Genomic DNA, 14,577 nt, shown 5'->3' with positions numbered 1-14,577 from the left:
TGCAATGAGAGAAGCTGCATCCGTTAAACCGTTATGGCAAGCGAAAGGGCCCGCAGCGGCGCGCCGGCGCGCGGTTCCGAAGATAGCCCTGTCGAAAGCGCTGGCGTACGGCGCCGGACTGGTCGTTCTGTTTCTGATCCTCTGCGCGCTGGCGCCGCAATGGATCGCTCCTTATTCGCCCACCGACATGCAGGCCGACCGCATTCTGCTTGCTCCGGGCTCGGCGCACTGGCTCGGCACCGACTATTTCGGCCGCGACATTCTTAGCGTCATCGTATTCGGAGCCCGCGAATCGCTGTTCATCGGCTTCGCTTCCGTCGCCGTCGGCGGGCTGTCGGGAGCGCTGCTCGGCGCGTTGGCCGGCTATTTCGGCAAATGGGTGGACACGGTTCTGATGCGCGTGGTCGACATTCTGATGACGATCCCCGGCGTGCTGCTCGCGCTGGCCGTCGCCGCCGCGCTCGGTCCCGGACTGTGGAACATTATATTGGCCGTGGCGATCGCATCGGCGCCGAACTACGCCAGAATCATGAGAGGGCAAATTCTGAGCATCAAAAACCGACCATTCATTACGGCATCCCGTTCAATCGGCGCCGCCGATCTGTCCGTGTTCGTCAAGCACGTGCTTCCCAATTCGCTTTCCCCGCTGCTGGTCATGGCCTGCATCGGTGTGGGCACCGCGATCCTGACCGGCTCGGGCTTGAGCTTCCTCGGTCTTGGCGTGCTGAAGGAGGTGCCGGACTGGGGGGCGCTGCTGTCCCAGGGCAGAGGGTATTTGACGGTCGCCTGGTGGATCTGCACGTTCCCGGGGCTGGCGATCACGCTGTTCGTACTATCGATCAATATTATCGGCGACGAGCTGCGCGATGCGCTCGATCCGAAGAAGCGGCACGCCTAAGAGGCGTACAGGAGGAGACGCAGATTGAGTCAATTGCTGGATATGGAACGCGTAAGCGTCGAATTCGCTACGGGCAGAGGCGCGCTGCAGGCAATCCGCGACGTCAGCTTCTCGATCGAGGCCGGCGAAACCGTATGCCTGGTCGGTGAATCGGGCAGCGGCAAGACAGTCACGTCCAAAGCCGTCATGCGGCTGATCGACGACGAGAACGGCAAGATCAGCTCCGGCACGATCAAGCTGGACGGCGTTGAGATCGTCGGTCTCCCCCAGCAGGCGCTCCGCTCGCTGCGCGGGAAGAAGATGGCGATGGTGTTCCAGGAGCCGATGGCGGCGTTCGATCCCGTGTTTACGATCGGCCGGCAGATCGTCGAAACGATCCAGCGCCACGACCGCCGTACGACGGCGAGCGAAGCGAAGCGGCGGGCCGTCTACCTGCTGCGCCGGGTCGGCATACCGGAGCCGGAGCTGCGGTTGAAGCAATACCCGAATGAGCTGTCCGGGGGAATGCTGCAGCGGGCGATGATCGCGATGGCGTTAAGCTGCCAGCCGGAGCTGCTAATTGCGGACGAACCGACGACGGCGCTCGACGTGACGATTCAGGCGCAAATTTTGCAGCTGCTGCAGGAGCTGAAGGACGAATTCAACATGGCGATTTTGCTCATTACCCACGATCTGGGCATTGCCGCGGAAATCGCCGACCGGGTCGTCGTCATGTATGCGGGGCAGGTGGTCGAACAGGCCGCGACCGAGGAGCTGTTCGCCGAGCCGCATCATCCATACACGCAGGGCTTGCTGCAGTCGATCACGACGATGGACAGCGACCGCTCGAAGCGGCTGTATACGATACCGGGCTCGATTCCGAGCCTGTCCGACTTGCCGGGCGGCTGCCGCTTCCATCCCCGCTGCCCGTACGCGACGGAGCAATGCGCGAGCGAGGCGCCCGCGCTGCTGAGCCGGGACGGCCGGCAAGCGGCGTGCTGGCACGTCGATCGAGTGATCGCCTCCGTAACCGCGACCGCACCGACGCCGCTGCAAGCAGAGCCGATCTCTTCGCCGGCGGTGGACACTGTCGATGTCGATTCTACTTCCGAGCCAGCGCTTGCATTCGCCGGGGTATCCCGGTCTTCGGCCGAAGTGTTGTTCGAGGTGCGCCATCTGACGAAGCATTACCCGTACGGTCGTTCGCTTTTTCCAGGGACCAAGAAGTCGATTCAGGCGGTCGAGGACGTCTCGTTCACGATTCGAAAGGGGGAAACGTTCGGCCTCGTCGGCGAATCGGGCAGCGGCAAGTCGACGCTCGGCCGGGTGCTGCTGCACCTGGAGAAGCCGACCTCCGGCTCCGTCCGGTTCGAGGGCCGGGAGCTGGGGGCGTTGTCCGGAGCCCGCCTGCGCGAGGAACGCAAGCATATGCAGATGATCTTCCAGGACCCTTACGGCTCGGTCGATCCGCGCTGGAAGGTAGGGGACATCATCGGCGAGCCGTTCGCGGTTCACGGCGGTTTGAACGCCGGCGGGAAGAAGGAGGCGGTGCTCGAGCTGCTGCGGCTCGTAGGCTTGAGTTCGAACGCTTACGACCGGTATCCCCACGAATTTTCCGGCGGACAGCGGCAGCGGATCGGCATCGCCCGGGCGATTGCTCTGCGGCCGAAGTTCGTGCTTGCCGACGAGGCCGTGTCCGCGCTGGACGTATCGGTACAAGCGCAGATCGTCAATCTGCTCCAGGAGCTTCGGCAGCGGCTCGATTTAACGTTCCTGTTCATCGGCCACGGACTGAATGTCGTACGCTATGTATCGGACCGCATCGGCGTTATGTACTTGGGCAAGCTGGTCGAAATCGCTCCCAGCGAGCAGCTGTTCCGCCGGCCGGCGCATCATTACACGAAGGCGCTCATCGCCTCGATCCCGGTTCCGGTTCCCGACCGGCAGCGCCAGTTCGCGGCCATTCAGGGGGAAATTCCGTCGCCGGCCAATCCGCCCTCCGGCTGCCGCTTCCGCACGCGCTGCCCGGCAGCTACCGCCCGATGCGCCGAGGAGCAGCCCGAATTCCGGGAGATCGCCCCAGACCATCTGGTGGCCTGCCACGACCCTGTCGGATAAAACATCCATCTTAATTCCGATTGACATACTTGGTTATGAAAAGTAGAGTAAAGGATACATCCAAATGAGCCGTGAATCGATCCCCGTCATGCGCGGGCGACCCGATCCACCGGTTATGCACAGCTGTCAACCGGCCGGCCGGAGACCTGCGACGCGACGTTGAGCCCGAATTTGCTTGCGAATGGGATCCGAACGCTTGTCAGGTCTCTTTGCCGTATCGTTGACGCTATGTTCCTCTACTTTACTACGTCGATCGGGAGACTTGGCCATGAATATCGAGAATATTGAAGCGTTCGTCTATGTGTTCCATTACGGCAGCTTTAACAAGGCGGCCGAGGTGCTGTATTTGTCGCAGCCGTCGGTTACCGCGCGCATCCAGTCGCTGGAACGGGAGCTGGACTGCCGGCTGTTCGACCGGATGGGCCGCCAGGTGCATCTGACCGAGAACGGAGTCAAGTTTCTGCCCTACGCCCAGCAGCTGCTGCAAACGTTCCAGAAAGGCAAGCAGCAGCTCCAGCGGACGCGGACGACTCCGAAGGAGCTGCGGATCGGCTGCACCGTGTCCGTCTCCAACTATATGATGGCGGAGCTGCTGCCGAAGCTGAAGGCGCGTTATCCCGGGGTGCATATGAAGGTGACGACGGCGGTAACCGACGAGATCGTCGGCAAGGTGCTGAACCGGGAGCTGGATATCGGCTTCGTCCGCAACGTGAACCATCCGAACTTGCAATCGGTGAAATTTTACGAGGACCCGATCCGTCTGTATACGTATGCCGACCATCCGCTTGCGGGAGCCGGGGAAGTGTCCGCCGAGCTGCTCGTCGACCAGCCGTTCGTGTTTTTCGAATGCGGCTCTCTCGACTGGCTGCGCATCCATCGCATGTTTCAAAGCCTGAACAGGCCGCCGGCAATCGAGATTCATACGGACAACGCGGAAATGGCGAAGAAGCTCGTCCTCAATCAAGCCGGCATCTGCTTCCTGCCGGGCCTGTGCGTCAGCAAGGAAGAGCGCGAGGGGCTGCTTTGCCCGGTCGATGTGGCCGAGGTGGCGGGAATCCGCCTGCAAACGAATATTATTAGCCTGAACGGCGAACAAACGGAAATCGTACGTTTTCTGATTGCCCATCGACCGGGCGAAGTCTATATATAGAACGGAGTGAATCGGTTAATGGCACTCAAGCTCAGCATTCTCGATCAAACCCCCATTCTGCCGGGGGAAACGCCGTCGCAAGCTTTCCGGCATACCATCGAGCTGGCCCGTCTGGCCGAACGGCTCGGGTATTACCGGTTCTGGGTATCGGAGCATCACGATTCCGAGCGCGTCGCGGGCACTTCGCCCGAGGTGCTCATCTCGCATCTGCTGGCGCATACGGAAAAGCTGCGCATCGGCGCCGGGGGAGTGATGCTGCAGCATTATAGCCCCTACAAGGTTGCGGAAAATTTCAACGTGCTCGCCTCGCTTGCGCCCGGACGGGTCGATCTCGGCATAGGCCGCGCGCCGGGCGGGCTGCCCCGCTCGACGCGGGCGCTGCAGCAGAACGCGGGGGAGACGGCCTCGCTGTCGGAGAAGCTGGCCGAGCTGCAGCGCTATATCGCCAACCAGGTGCCCGACGATCATCCGTACGCCGGCATTGTCGCCGGTCCCGTCGCCGAGCAGCCGGCCGATCTATACGTGCTCGGCACCAGCGTGTCCAGCGCCGAAATCGCCGCGGAGGCGGGCTTGCCCTACGTATTTGCACTGTTTATCAACAGCGATTCGCAGACGGCCCGGGAGGCGTTCCGGACGTATGCGGAGCGGTTCGAGCCGCAGCGCGGCCATGGGCCGCAGCCGATCCTGGCCTTGTCGGTCGCTGTGGCCGACACCGAGGAGGAGGCGCAAGAGCTCGCCCAGTCCTACAAGCTGGTCAAAATCAAGCTGGCCGGAGGCCGGACGCTGACCGTCGGAACGATCGAGCAGGCCGAGGAATACGGCCGGCAGTCAAACGAGCAGTACCACATCGAGACGCAGCAGGCGCAGATTGCCAAAGGGACGAAGGAATCGGTGCGCGCCCAGCTTCTGGAGCTGCAGCGGGAATACGGCGTGGAGGAATTGATCGTCGTCTCGACGCAGGTGCGCAGCTTCGAGGACCGCAAGCGCTCCTATACGCTGCTCCGGGAGGCGTTCGCCGGGGAAATCGGGGAGACGCGAGAGCAGGCGCCGGCCGCCATATCCTAAAGGCGATCCGGTCTGGCCAATGACATAATCTTAAATACCATATGGAGGAGATCGATTATGGGAACGAAGAGACAAATCAAACTGGGCGCCATTCTGCATGGCGTCGGCGGCAATATTTCGGGCTGGCGGCATCCCGACGCGATCACGGATGCGAGCGTTAATTTCGAGCTATACAAGAAATGGACGCAAAAAGCGGAAGAAGGCAAGTTCGACTTCGTCTTTATCGCCGACGGCTTGTACATTACGGAAAAATCGATCCCGCACTTCCTGAACCGGTTCGAGCCGATCTCGATTCTGAGTGCTCTGGCCGGGATCAGCTCGAAGATCGGGTTGGTCGGCACGCTGTCGACCTCTTACAGCGATCCCTTTACCGTATCCCGCCAGTTCGGTTCGCTGGATATGATCAGCGGCGGGCGCGCCGGATGGAACGTCGTCACCTCGCCGCTGGAAGGCTCCGCGCTCAACTTCGGCAAGACGGAGCAGCAGCACCCGACCCACCCGGAGCGCTACAAAATCGCCGACGAATATTTGCAGGTGGCGACCGGGCTGTGGGATTCGTGGGAAGATGACGCGTTTGTGCGCAACAAGGAAACGGGCGTCTTTTTCGATCCGGCCAAAATGCATACGCTCCACCATAAAGGCGACTACTTCTCGGTCAAAGGTCCGCTCAATATCGCCCGCTCCAGCCAAGGGCAGCCGGTTATTTTTCAGGCGGGGGCGTCCGAGTCCGGCAAGTCGTTTGCTGCCAAATGGGCGAATGCGATTTTCACCGGCCAGGAGACGCCGGAGGACGCCAAGCGCTATTACGACGATGTGAAGGGACGCGCCCGGGCGTTAGGACGCAATCCGGAGGAGATCGTCATTTTGCCGGGCATCGGCCCGATTATCGGCAGTACGCCGGAGGAAGCGGAGCGCAAATACGAAGAGATCGCCAACCTCGTCTCGATCGAGAAGGCGCTCGACTTTTTGGGCCGCTTCTACGAGCATCACGATTTCTCGCAGTATCCGCTCGACGAGCCGTTCCCGGAGCTTGGCGATCTGGGGCGCAACAGCTTCCAAAGCGCGACGGACCGTATGAAGGCCTGGGCCAAGGAGGAAGGGCTGACGCTCCGGCAGGTGGCGCTGCGGACGGCTACGCCGAAGCCGACGTTCATCGGCACGCCGGAGTCGGTCGCCGACAAGCTACAGGCGTGGTTTGAAGCCGGGGCAGCCGACGGCTTTATCGTCGGGGCGGCCGCTCCGCGCGGGCTGGAGGAATTCGTCGACCATGTCGTCCCGATCTTGCAGCAGCGCGGTCTGTTCCGCGAAGACTATGAAGCCGATACGCTGCGCGGCAACCTCGGACTGCCGGTTCCGGCGAACCGTTACGCCAAGCAGGCGGCCGGCGCCGCGACGGTGTAAAGGTAAGGAATGCGCCCGGATGCGCCGATGACGCCGAGCGGAGAGCCTGGCATGTTTCACGGGCATGAAGCGAGGCTGACCGACCGGCAAGCTTACCCGCGCTGGGAGCAGCTCCCGGCAAGCGGCTCGGCGCAGTATCGTAACATCGTATTGTATCCGGCAAGCATTAGCCTGCAAAAATCCTTTTTTTCACGTAAAAAGACGCCTTCTCTCCTTGTCCCAAGGGAGGGAAAGCGTCTTTTTGGTACGCGGCAGCCATAACGCCATCAGCCCGGGACAACTGCGTCCCGGGCTGGCGGTTCAGGCTATTGTGATGGATATGCGACGGTTATGGCTGTAAGGTATACAGATAGTAGCCGAAATCGGTCGGCGTGCCGGGATGTCCCAGTTGCCGAAGCATCGCGGTGACGTTCCCGCGATGGTACGTCCCGTGATTGACCATGTGCTGAATGAAGTCGAGGTAACGGGCTTGGAACGTTCCGGACGGGCACAGCGCCTCCAGATCTTCGTGGTTCTCGATGTACGCCCTGAACCGGACGGCCAGCTCGTTCATCATGCGGCTTAGCTCCTCGATCCGTTTGCCTTCCGTCTGAGCGACGAGCCGGTCGATCGAGTCCTTCAATTCCCGGAAATAGTCGGCCGACATGTCCGTGACGCCGCCCCGGGACAGGAGTGTCAACCAATTGCAGTCGATCACGTAGATGTGCGTCATGGCGTCGTAGATCGTCGGAAAGACGCTGACGATTTCCTGCCGGTACACGTCCTCGCCCAGTCCCTGCAAATGTGCGCACACCTGCTCGTTGGCCCATACATGGTAATCGAACTGCTGCAGTATATACGATTTCAAACGTGCTTCCCCTCTTGGCGGGGAATCGCGCAGTTTATGGGCAATTATGCGCTAAGCCCCATCAAGTTTGCCCCATGAATGCGAGTTGTTTTCATGACAAACGCCTCCCTAACGGAATCTACATTCTATTGTATCACAAACCATTCGGCTCCGGGCCTCCGGTCATGATTTGGCAAAGAAATCGCTTTACCTCGCCACGTTTGCCCGGGCTATCATCCGAGCCAGGCCTGGCCATTCCGCACGTCGCCGGGCTGTTTCCCGGCAATCGCCTGCCGTCAATGTTGATCAAGCTTGTCCTTGATAGGAACAAATGAAGCAACGGATAAGCCTGAGGAGATGCCGAAGCGATAATGATTCGCGGACCGGACGTCTAGTCCTTGTCATGGGAGGCGTCCCCATACAGCTCGACCGAGGCTTTGCCGTCGCGCAGCCTGACCAAGCTGAGACTCGCGGGCGGCAGATCGGGCAGCTCGCCCAGCTCCCGCAAGCTTTTGCCCTCATAGTGGCCGAGCACGGTTCGCAACGTTATGCGGTGAGTGACGATCAGCACATGGCCGCCCGCATGTTCGGCCGCAATCTTCTCTAGGGCGGGAAGTGTCCGCTTGAGCAGTTCCTCGTAGCTTTCTCCGCCCGCGGAAGGACGATAAAGGTGAGGCGCTTCCCAAAAATGCCGGTATCGCTCCGCGTCCTGCTTGCGGATCGTCTCTACCGATTCTCCCTCCCAGACGCCCATATTAATCTCCTTCAGCGCATCCCAAGTTCGCAGCTCTTCGCTCCGCTCGCCTCGAATGAGGCGGGCCGTGCTTACCGCCCGCGGACTGGTGCTGCTGTGCAGCGCGTCGAAAGTAACGGGCGAAAGCCGCTCTGCGAGCCGTTCGGCCTGCCGCCGCCCCTTCACGGTGAGCTCAGAATCCCGATGCCCCTGCATCCGTCCCTGTACGTTCCATTCCGTCTGCCCATGCCTGATGAAGTAAAGCATCGTTTCCGTCATTCCGCAGTCTCCTTTTCGCTAATGTTCAAAAGGAGTATACTATGTATATTCATATATAAAAATTATATTATTGTTATTATATATAACTTTTGTGTATATAGAAGGGATGGCGGAGCTATGCTGAACTTGCATGCACTAAGACTGTTTTACACGGTTGCCCGGAAGGGCAGCACGACCAAGGCGGCGCAGGCGCTGAACATGAGCCAGCCTGCCATATCCGCGCAGATCCGCAAATTCGAGAAGGAGCAAGGCATTGTGCTGTTTCAGATCGAGGGTCGGCGGCTTCGGCTGACCCCGCTCGGCCAATGCTTGCTTGAGCCGCTGGAGAAGCTGTTTCGCCTGGAAGCCCAGGTGCTGGAGCGGATGGAGGAGGAGCGGAATTTTCCGAAGGGGAGATTGCGGATTGTCGGCAACTATTTGGCCACCAGCCTGTTGATTCCCCGATGGGCGGCCCTTTTCAAGCAATCTCGTCCGGAGGTGGAGGTGCACATCGCAACGGCCAATTCCCGGACCGCTCTGGAGCGGCTGGTCGGTTTCGAGGCGGACGCGGCCGTCTACGGACTTGCCGACCTGCCTCTGCCGGCGGACGACGAGCTGTGCTGGACCGAACTGTACCGCGATGAGTTTTGGTTCGTAGTCGCACCGGGGCACAAGTACGCCGGTCGGGAGGTTGCTCTTGGCGATATGCTGGCCGAGCCATTCATCATGCGGGAGGAAGGCAGCGTCACCAGGGACAGGCTCATGCGTTTGTGCCGCGAGCGGCAGCTGGACCCGCCCCGGATCGAATTGCAATTTAACGATTTGAGCGGGACTCTCCATGCCGTGATGGCCGGCTACGGAACCACCTTTGTCTCATCCCTTGTCGCGGGAGGCTACGTGGAACGCGGCGAGCTCGCTAGAGTGCACGTGGCCGACGTCAGGGTCGCCAATACGATCGTACTGTGCACGCGGCGGCAGAGCCCGCCGGACCCGCTTGTCCGGGAATTTACCGCTATCGCCGTCCGCCATAAGCATTCTCCCGGACATGGCCTTTAAAAGAAAGATACGGCGGATAACTGCTCCGCCGCCCGCTACACGGGATTGCGCGAAGCGACGGCTTCGACGTCGCCCCCCGTCGCAGACTTGCAGGCTGCTTCGAACCGGCGACGAAACCGTGACGTTGCTCTCTCTTGCAAGATTGATCGATTGCTCGAAGGTGCTTATCCTGCCATCGAAAAATGATTGTGGTCCTCTTTCGATGCCATAAAGGATGCCTGCTTTTTCACGACCGCTCACCTCCCTTCGGAAACAGCAATATAGCTTGTGCAGCAAAAGACAGCGCAATTATGATCGAATCTATGAAAAAGTTGCTGCACACAATTAGGAGAGGAACCAACTTAAGCCAAGAAGTCCGCAGCATGGTCCCGCTTATCTCCAGCCGTCCAGGTGGAGGCATTGTGGATCATAAGCTGGCCAGTTGGGGACATCACGATTTTGTTACCGGACATCGCAATCACGCTTGCGGCTACCCCGACGATTTTGATCGTGACGTCCGCCTGATATGATCGCGACCTCCAAGTCGTCGCCGTTTGCGTCTGTTACCGCTCGCGCAATTTTTCCCGGACTCGTTGCCTCGATCTCGAACAAGTCATAAATCCATTGGTAATCGTTTGGAATAATAGTCCCTTTAATTTCGCTCCCCGTTGGCATTCGTTTGTTCACCCCCTTTCGGTGCTGAATTATTTGGAATCGTCGGCAGCTTCCCTTCCCGCTCCCACTCCCGCTCCAGCACATCGACATTGCTGTCCCAATCCATCCCGGTCAGCTCAGCCGTTTCCTTTTCGTGTGTGCTGAAGCCATTCGCGATCTTGCGCTCCGACGCCTCAACCTTTTTAAGCGGGTCGATCTGTCCCGGGCTAGGCCCAACCCATATCGCTTGACTCCAGAGCTTCCGGCGAATCGGATCCATAAAAAAACCGGGCGCCTGAATGCGTCCGGTTGCGACGGCCTCGAATAGCCATGTCTCGTATATATGGGTTGGCAAAAGTCCGCAGAAAACCAGTCCCTACGGTCCCGAAACGAACGCCATGCCTGTAAGAGCGCAGCACGGCTGGCGGAATAGCTACTATTGAACACGCTCAGCAGCACTTCATATGGCATATCCAGCGCTGCGCCGGCGAGCTGCGCCATCGCTCTGGTAAAGTATCAAAGCCGGATATCGGATGCTTGGGATTGCCGAACGTAACGTCTTCCCCTTCGCCAAGTACGTTAATGGTGCCTGGCCCCAACTCTTAAGAGGAAAGCCGTTCATCGGCCGGATACGTAGCTGATCCTCATCCGGAATTGACTGCCCGAACGAGATTTCGTTTTTCGGACCCTCGACCTTGATAAACGCAGTAAGAAAGCTGTTTATGATCGCAGCCGCGATTTCAGCCTCTGCATAGCGGCCCATCTGCTTGACCTGCTCGATGGCCGGCGCGAGATAGGGTACACCGCGGTATTGTTTAGCCCGCTCTGCATCCATAATGAATAGGACGTTTGGCAAGCCGTTGACCAGGTTGTTCGCTTCGCGATTTGTGATGTTCATATTTTTACTTTCCGGTTACTTTAGCTTTACCGGGTATCTTGGGATTGTAGAGTGGAAGTGAACCTTTGGATTTGTCCATACTGACCGAACACCTAAATAAAAGTTTAGGTAAGTTCTACATGGTCCTAAAGCACTCTTTTTTTTGTAAAATAAGGAAAAATGGTTGAAATAGTAAATGTTATTAATTACCATATTTGTGAGCGAGTAAATTATATTAAAGAAGAGGTGTTTCAAATCAAGTAGTCTTTTCAGCAACTCAATATAATATTGCAACAATTACTATCGATCATACAAATGTTTCTGCTTTATCATACTTCGGACCTACTTTTCGCGCTCACCTGGTTGGTCATGAGACTGGACATGCGTTAGGCCTAAATCACTTTTATAATTCTCCTGCACACACCGGCAGTCATTGGATGAATAATTGCAATCTTACTAATGCATGCATTTCTTCACCAACAGATACTGATAAATTACACTTACAAGTTAAATTTAACGATCAACTTTAATTAATCATTGAATGGAGTGATAATGATGAAAAAACGTCTAACAGTCTCCGTATTGGCAACATTACTTTTAGCTTCAGTTGGAACAATTCTGTATTCGATTGAAGATAACAAAATTTCAATAAAGGAGGTCCACGCTAGTGCTTGGGTAATCCCGTATAATAGCCTACAAGAGCTCGAAAAAGACCCAAAGGTTAATGTTATTGTTGAGGGGACAGTTACAGAGAATACAAGTCCTCGCAAAATTACAGGCAATCAAAGCCCTGTGAACTATAATGCAATGTTGACAGAGATAAAAATAGATAAAATAATCAAATCAGATGGAAAGATCGATAACAATAAAACAGTATTTATTCTGGAGCCAACATTTTTAGAAGATAACGGAATACTGCCGGGAAAAACAGAATATCCAATGTTCGACTACCTTAAAGCTACACCGGGAAGAAAGTATATTTTTTATTTAGCATGGAATGACTCGCAGCAGGCATACTGGGTGCACGGAGCTAACCAAGGAAAATATAATATTGACGGAAAAGATCAACGTGAACTGATAACTGAAAGTAATATTGAAAACTACCATAACTTAAAGAAAAGCGTACTTGAAAAGTATGGCCCCGATAATGGTAAGTAATTTCAGCCATTGCATAACCAAATAATAGATCCCTGACCGCCTAGAAATAGGCGGTCTTATTGATTCTGCTAGTAAAATGAAAACAGTATTATAAAGGGGAATGTAATTTGTGAACATCATAGACTGGACGATCGCTATTATCTCGCCGCAACGCGCGCTGAAACGTGAAGTAGCACGTGCAAGGCTTGGAGTTATGCGCAAGTTAACAAACAGCGGCTACTCCCACAGCGGCGCCAGCCGGAAGAAGAAATTCATGCAGAGTTGGGACAGCGCATCTCGATCGCCACAAGAGGACATTGGAAGCAATGTACAGTCGCTCCGGGAACGCAGCAGGGACCTGTATATGTCCGGCGGACTGGCTGCCGGGCGATCAAAAAGAACCAGTCGAATGTGCTAGGGTCAGGACTTACCTTGAAATGCAGCTCAATTATAAGATGCTCGGGATTACGCAGGAACAGGCTAAAGACTGGGAAGACCGGACCGAATTTGAGTTTGACCTTTGAGCTTCATCCAAAGTCGATCATACGGGTCTGAACGATTTTTATGACGCCCAGCGGATCATGCTGACAGGCTGGCTTCTGAACGGGGATTCCGTATCCATTGTTAAATACGCCGACAGGCCGGAAGCCCTCAACCCATATCGGCTTCGCCTGCATCTTGTTGAGGCGGATCGTTTAAGCTCTCCTGATCTATATACGGGAGTAACTGCCCCATTGGCGCTTTGGGGAGGCGGTAGCATCGAATTTCCTTCCTATATGGAATTGCCTGCCGGCGGAGCGATTCAAAACGGCGTGGAGACCGATGCGTCCGGAAAAGTGGTTGCTAATGGATTAGTAACAAGCATCCGAACTCCCTGCTTCCGACAAGAAAGCCGGTTAACTGGGCGCGCGTCAAAGCGAAGCTGCTATCAAACAAAGCGTGTTCCTCGAGCTTTTCGCCCTTCTCTTCCCACGTTTCACCAAGAACCAGACTTTGAGCGTTTCCGCCCGGTCCACCTCAAGAAATTGCCGAACAATATCTGACCACGATGGATTTGGTTCAGGTGAAAGCCTCACCTCACCGGAACGAATGCTTCTTTTGCGCGACCCATCGACCTTCCCCGCGTTTCCATTCCTTCTCGCTATGCAAACGCCGCAATGCTTGCAAACGTGCTGTACGGACTCGACGACAAACTCTTTGTCGGACGTTTGATCGTATTCAAATTTGATTTTCTGCCACTTCATCGGTTGCAGTTCGTTGTAGGAAGGCAGGGGAGGTTCCATTCCTCCATCGTGCTGTCGTTGTAAAACTGCTCGATCCGCGATACTTCTTTCAGCGTCGGCGTGGATACATAAATATGTTTCCGATTGAAAAACGTCTTAGTTCGTTGTGTCGCAAGTGTAATCGGGTCGCCCTCTTTCCCTGCCGATACTGGGTAACGGTCCACTTCATCGCAAAGTACAATGCGAATCGACCGGTTTGAAAGGGACGACGGCGAGTTTGCGCCGACAAGAGCAATATATCCGCCCGGAAATGATTCCTCCGAAATTGTATTACTGCTATCCCGGCTTTTGACCTCTGCCACTTTCCTCCGGAGCTGCAGGCTCGCTTCGATCATGGTTGCAAGGTGATTTTTCGAAAATGTCTCGATAAGGTCTTTCGTCGGGTTTCCGGGTGGGCGGATCAGCACCGCATTCTGACAACCGAAACGAGCGCGGAACCGGGACCGTGGCGAACCGACCGGGAGCCGTATCAGCTCGGGATTATGGAAAGCATCAACGACTCGGAAGTGAACAATACGATTGATTCCGCCATTCGGTAGTTCCCGGCGCGCGGCATTCGTAGCCTGTGGCGTTCATTCAACCGATTCTTCAGTTGGCACCCTGCTTAGGCTGAATGAAATCGCTGTTTTCTTTAATCACGCTGCCGGAAGAATCGAGAAACCGGATCAGCGGCTGCTTGTTGCCCGTGTAATACGAGGAGTGCATATACAGGTTGCGCAAGATCGGATCGAAGATGCCGACCAGCAGGGCGTTGCCAAACTCCCCGACGTCATTCGGAGCCAGTGTGATCTCGAGCGTGCTTCCGTTTGGCATCGAGATTTTCTGAAATGGGCTTTCCGGTTCGGCCGTGCGGTCCAGCCCGGCTAACAGCTTGTCGAAATCCTTTTTGGACAGGTGCAGCTTGTCCCAGTCGGCTGCGGTCAGCTCCCCCAGCTTTTTGTCTTTGAGCGTGTCCGCGTTTTTGCTCGCGTCCGCTTCCGCCGGTTGGGCGGGCGTCGGCGCATTGGGCGCCGATGCAGCGGGCGGGGCCGCAGCCGCAACGTTTGCGGAGGGAGGCTGCTCCGATTTGCCGCAGGCGGTCAGCGCGCCGAGCGCGAGTAGAGCGGATAGGGAGAGCAGTGTTGTTTTGTTCATCGAGATCCCCTTTGCGTTTGTGAAATATG

Annotated in this window: 14 protein-coding genes; 8 read left to right on the top strand and 6 right to left on the bottom strand. The window is 56.7% G+C overall.

What is annotated here, in order from left to right; genetic code table 11:
• The first annotated feature begins 4 nt into the window (after positions 1-4).
• From ABD796_RS20065 to ABD796_RS20045, 5 genes are all read left to right on the top strand, one after another.
• Positions 5-898 carry an ABC transporter permease gene (locus tag ABD796_RS20065; RefSeq protein WP_344910970.1) on the top strand — a complete coding sequence of 298 codons (894 nt, stop codon included), beginning with the start codon at positions 5-7 and terminating at the stop codon, positions 896-898.
• 24 nt (positions 899-922) lie between these two features.
• Positions 923-2,995, top strand: a complete 2,073-nt coding sequence (locus tag ABD796_RS20060; protein WP_344910968.1) for an ABC transporter ATP-binding protein — start codon at positions 923-925, stop codon at positions 2,993-2,995.
• A 268-nt stretch (positions 2,996-3,263) separates the two neighbouring features.
• Positions 3,264-4,145: a LysR family transcriptional regulator gene (locus ABD796_RS20055; RefSeq protein WP_344910966.1), complete on the top strand. Its 882-nt coding sequence runs from the start codon at positions 3,264-3,266 to the stop codon at positions 4,143-4,145.
• 18 nt (positions 4,146-4,163) lie between these two features.
• Positions 4,164-5,210 carry an LLM class flavin-dependent oxidoreductase gene (locus ABD796_RS20050; RefSeq protein ID WP_344910964.1) on the top strand — a complete coding sequence of 349 codons (1,047 nt, stop codon included), beginning with the start codon at positions 4,164-4,166 and terminating at the stop codon, positions 5,208-5,210.
• 57 nt (positions 5,211-5,267) lie between these two features.
• A complete protein-coding gene (locus tag ABD796_RS20045; RefSeq protein WP_344910962.1) occupies positions 5,268-6,611 on the top strand; it encodes an LLM class flavin-dependent oxidoreductase in 1,344 nt (447 codons plus the stop codon).
• Positions 6,612-6,939: 328 nt separating this feature from the next.
• Here the strand turns inward: ABD796_RS20045 and ABD796_RS20040 are convergent, their stop codons facing one another.
• Together ABD796_RS20040 and ABD796_RS20035 are read right to left on the bottom strand one after the other, a co-directional pair.
• Positions 6,940-7,458, bottom strand: a complete 519-nt coding sequence (locus tag ABD796_RS20040) for a DinB family protein (protein ID WP_344910959.1) — start codon at positions 7,456-7,458, stop codon at positions 6,940-6,942.
• 370 nt (positions 7,459-7,828) lie between these two features.
• Positions 7,829-8,449, bottom strand: coding sequence for a histidine phosphatase family protein (locus ABD796_RS20035; RefSeq protein ID WP_344910956.1), 621 nt, complete (start codon positions 8,447-8,449; stop codon positions 7,829-7,831).
• Between the two features lie 117 nt (positions 8,450-8,566).
• Between ABD796_RS20035 and ABD796_RS20030 the strand changes: the two genes are divergently transcribed.
• Entirely contained in the window at positions 8,567-9,484 is a 918-nt protein-coding gene (locus tag ABD796_RS20030) for a LysR family transcriptional regulator (protein WP_344910954.1), read from the top strand.
• Between the two features lie 631 nt (positions 9,485-10,115).
• Here the strand turns inward: ABD796_RS20030 and ABD796_RS20025 are convergent.
• A complete protein-coding gene (locus tag ABD796_RS20025; protein WP_344912959.1) occupies positions 10,116-10,397 on the bottom strand; it encodes a hypothetical protein in 282 nt (93 codons plus the stop codon).
• A 180-nt stretch (positions 10,398-10,577) separates the two neighbouring features.
• The gene (locus ABD796_RS20020; RefSeq protein ID WP_344910952.1) at positions 10,578-11,015 is read right to left on the bottom strand and encodes a phage portal protein; all 438 of its coding nucleotides are present in this window, start codon (positions 11,013-11,015) and stop codon (positions 10,578-10,580) included.
• 531 nt (positions 11,016-11,546) lie between these two features.
• Between ABD796_RS20020 and ABD796_RS20015 the strand changes: the two genes are divergently transcribed.
• Both ABD796_RS20015 and ABD796_RS20010 read left to right on the top strand, forming a co-directional pair.
• Positions 11,547-12,152: a hypothetical protein gene (locus ABD796_RS20015; protein ID WP_344910950.1), complete on the top strand. Its 606-nt coding sequence runs from the start codon at positions 11,547-11,549 to the stop codon at positions 12,150-12,152.
• 560 nt (positions 12,153-12,712) lie between these two features.
• On the top strand, positions 12,713-13,174 hold the full coding sequence (locus ABD796_RS20010; RefSeq protein WP_344910949.1) for a hypothetical protein: 462 nt from the start codon (positions 12,713-12,715) through the stop codon (positions 13,172-13,174).
• Positions 13,175-13,371: 197 nt separating this feature from the next.
• On the opposite strand, the gene ABD796_RS20005 is transcribed toward ABD796_RS20010, so the two are convergent.
• Positions 13,372-13,821: a phage terminase large subunit family protein gene (locus ABD796_RS20005; protein WP_344910946.1), complete on the bottom strand. Its 450-nt coding sequence runs from the start codon at positions 13,819-13,821 to the stop codon at positions 13,372-13,374.
• Positions 13,822-14,002: 181 nt separating this feature from the next.
• A complete protein-coding gene (locus ABD796_RS20000; protein WP_344910944.1) occupies positions 14,003-14,548 on the bottom strand; it encodes a hypothetical protein in 546 nt (181 codons plus the stop codon).
• Between the last annotated feature and the right edge of the window lie 29 nt (positions 14,549-14,577).

This window comes from Paenibacillus hodogayensis (genome assembly GCF_039536325.1).
GTDB classification, from domain to species: domain Bacteria; phylum Bacillota; class Bacilli; order Paenibacillales; family NBRC-103111; genus Paenibacillus_AB; species Paenibacillus_AB hodogayensis.
Note: the sequence above shows the minus strand (reverse complement) of the source record. Positions and strands in the feature narration are given on the sequence as shown.

What these genes read in the sequence shown, in the direction of transcription:
- ABD796_RS20045 (WP_344910962.1), top strand. Translation starts at nt 5,268, where the DNA reads ATGGGAACGAAGAGACAAATCAAACTGGGCGCCATTCTGCATGGCGTC.
- ABD796_RS20035 (WP_344910956.1), bottom strand. Translation starts at nt 8,449, where the DNA reads ATGACGGAAACGATGCTTTACTTCATCAGGCATGGGCAGACGGAATGG.
- ABD796_RS20055 (WP_344910966.1), top strand. Translation starts at nt 3,264, where the DNA reads ATGAATATCGAGAATATTGAAGCGTTCGTCTATGTGTTCCATTACGGC.
- ABD796_RS20010 (WP_344910949.1), top strand. Translation starts at nt 12,713, where the DNA reads ATGCTGACAGGCTGGCTTCTGAACGGGGATTCCGTATCCATTGTTAAA.
- ABD796_RS20065 (WP_344910970.1), top strand. Translation starts at nt 5, where the DNA reads ATGAGAGAAGCTGCATCCGTTAAACCGTTATGGCAAGCGAAAGGGCCC.
- ABD796_RS20000 (WP_344910944.1), bottom strand. Translation starts at nt 14,548, where the DNA reads ATGAACAAAACAACACTGCTCTCCCTATCCGCTCTACTCGCGCTCGGC.
- ABD796_RS20030 (WP_344910954.1), top strand. Translation starts at nt 8,567, where the DNA reads ATGCTGAACTTGCATGCACTAAGACTGTTTTACACGGTTGCCCGGAAG.
- ABD796_RS20015 (WP_344910950.1), top strand. Translation starts at nt 11,547, where the DNA reads ATGATGAAAAAACGTCTAACAGTCTCCGTATTGGCAACATTACTTTTA.
- ABD796_RS20020 (WP_344910952.1), bottom strand. Translation starts at nt 11,015, where the DNA reads ATGAACATCACAAATCGCGAAGCGAACAACCTGGTCAACGGCTTGCCA.
- ABD796_RS20050 (WP_344910964.1), top strand. Translation starts at nt 4,164, where the DNA reads ATGGCACTCAAGCTCAGCATTCTCGATCAAACCCCCATTCTGCCGGGG.
- ABD796_RS20025 (WP_344912959.1), bottom strand. Translation starts at nt 10,397, where the DNA reads ATGGATCCGATTCGCCGGAAGCTCTGGAGTCAAGCGATATGGGTTGGG.